The sequence below is a fragment of the Candidatus Symbiopectobacterium sp. genome, assembly GCF_020054415.1.
Classification (GTDB): domain Bacteria; phylum Pseudomonadota; class Gammaproteobacteria; order Enterobacterales; family Enterobacteriaceae; genus Symbiopectobacterium.
The window spans coordinates 1-1,855 of the sequence record NZ_JAHWCO010000656.1 but is presented as its reverse complement, the minus strand read 5'-3'; the positions used below and the strand labels follow the sequence as shown (position 1 = coordinate 1,855).

The 1,855-nt window shown below is 51.7% G+C and carries 1 protein-coding gene and 1 pseudogene; both read left to right on the top strand.

Annotation, left to right across the window (positions count from 1 at the left end; translation table 11 throughout):
* Positions 1-256 precede the first annotated feature (256 nt).
* Positions 257-1,594: an ATP-dependent RNA helicase SrmB gene (srmB, locus tag QZ506_RS18985; protein ID WP_291973135.1), complete on the top strand. Its 1,338-nt coding sequence runs from the start codon at positions 257-259 to the stop codon at positions 1,592-1,594.
* A gap of 71 nt (positions 1,595-1,665) precedes the next feature.
* A pseudogene (locus QZ506_RS18980) lies at positions 1,666-1,855 on the top strand (IS256 family transposase); the annotation flags it as partial.

Sequence of the window (1,855 nt, the reverse complement as noted above, 5' to 3'; positions counted from 1 at the left end):
TGCTGCGGGCGTACGCCGATGGCCACTTTACTCGATGGAAAACGGATCTGGGCAGAAAAGAATCTGAACCAGATGTAATCTGACAGACACCTGTATAAATAATCGGTAACTGTCAGATCAGGTCTGAGCTAGTACACATAAGGGAATCCCTGCAACAGGGAAAGCATCCCGCCGACAGGACACCAAGGCGGTGTAAACAGATGATGAAGTGCACGCGTAATGCGTCTATAATCAGCGCCCCAAATAGAGGTAGAACATGACTGCAACCCAATTTTCCGATCTTGATCTTGATGAAAGCCTGCTAGATGCCTTGCGCGATATGGGCTACGAGCGCCCCACCGCCATTCAACTCGCGGCGATCCCGCCCGCCATGGACGGGAGAGATGTCCTTGGATCCGCACCAACAGGAACAGGAAAAACAGCAGCCTATCTGCTGCCGGTGTTGCAGCATCTGATTGACTTTCCCCGTAAAAAATCAGGTCCGCCGCGTATTCTGATCGTAACACCCACGCGTGAACTGGCGATGCAGGTGGCCGAGCAGGCTAAAGCGTTGGCGGCGCACACCCATCTGGACGTAGCAACCATCACTGGCGGTGTGGCCTACATGAACCACGCTGAAGTCTTCAGCGAGAATCAGGATATTGTGGTGGCGACCACGGGGCGCCTGCTGCAATACATCAAAGAAGAAAACTTTGACTGTCGCGCAGTGGAAACGCTGATTCTGGACGAAGCAGATCGTATGCTCGACATGGGATTTGCTCAGGATATCGAACATATTGCCGGTGAAACCCGTTGGCGCACACAAACTTTGCTGTTTTCCGCCACGCTGGAAGGCAATGCCGTCAAAGATTTCGCAGAGCGACTGTTGAAAGAACCGGTTGAGATTGAAGCCGACCCTTCACGGCGTGAGCGTAAAAAGATTCTGCAATGGTTTTACCGCGCTGATGATACTGAGCATAAAACCGCGCTGCTGGCACATTTGCTGAAACAGCCGGAAACCACCCGAGCCATCGTGTTTGTGCGTAAGCGCGAGCACGTGCATGAACTTGCAGCCTGGTTACGTGAAGCGGGTATCAACAGTTGCCGTCTGGAAGGCGAGATGGTGCAAGCCAAACGCAATCAGGCCATCACGCGCCTGAGCGAGGGACTGGTCAATGTATTGATTGCCACAGACGTTGCCGCACGCGGGTTGGACATCAATGATGTTAGTCATGTCTTCAACTTTGACTTGCCACTGACGGCCGATATCTACTTGCACCGTATCGGGCGTACCGGACGCTCTGGCAAAAAAGGGTGTGCCATCTCACTGGTGGAAGCCCACGATCACTTGCTGCTTGGCAAGATCAGCCGTTACTTAAATGAGCCGTTGAAAGCGCGCGTCATTGATGCGTTGCGTCCAAAAACCAAAGCGCCAAGCGAAAAAACCAACGGTAAGCCGTCGAAAAAAGTACTGGCTAAGCGTGCTGAAGAGAAGAAAAAGAAGAAAGAGAAAGAAAAAACCAAGGTGAAAGTGCGCCACCGCGACAGCAAGAATATAGGGAAGCGCCGCCAGCCTTCGCAGAAAACGGACGATACTCCTTCAGGCACAGGGTAGAGCCTGTACACGAGATTGTGTAATTGCCTGATTTTGATATGTTCAATCCAACATCAAAAGCAGGTTACTTTATGGACGAAAAACAGTTACAGGCCCTGGCTAACGAGCTGGCCAAAAATCTCAAAACCCCTGACGATCTCAACCAGTTTGATCGCCTGCTGAAAAAGATCAGCGTTGAAGCTGCCCTTAATGCTGAAATGACCCATCACCTCGGGCATGAGAAGCACCAGTCCAAATCTGGAACTAACACGCGCAATGGCT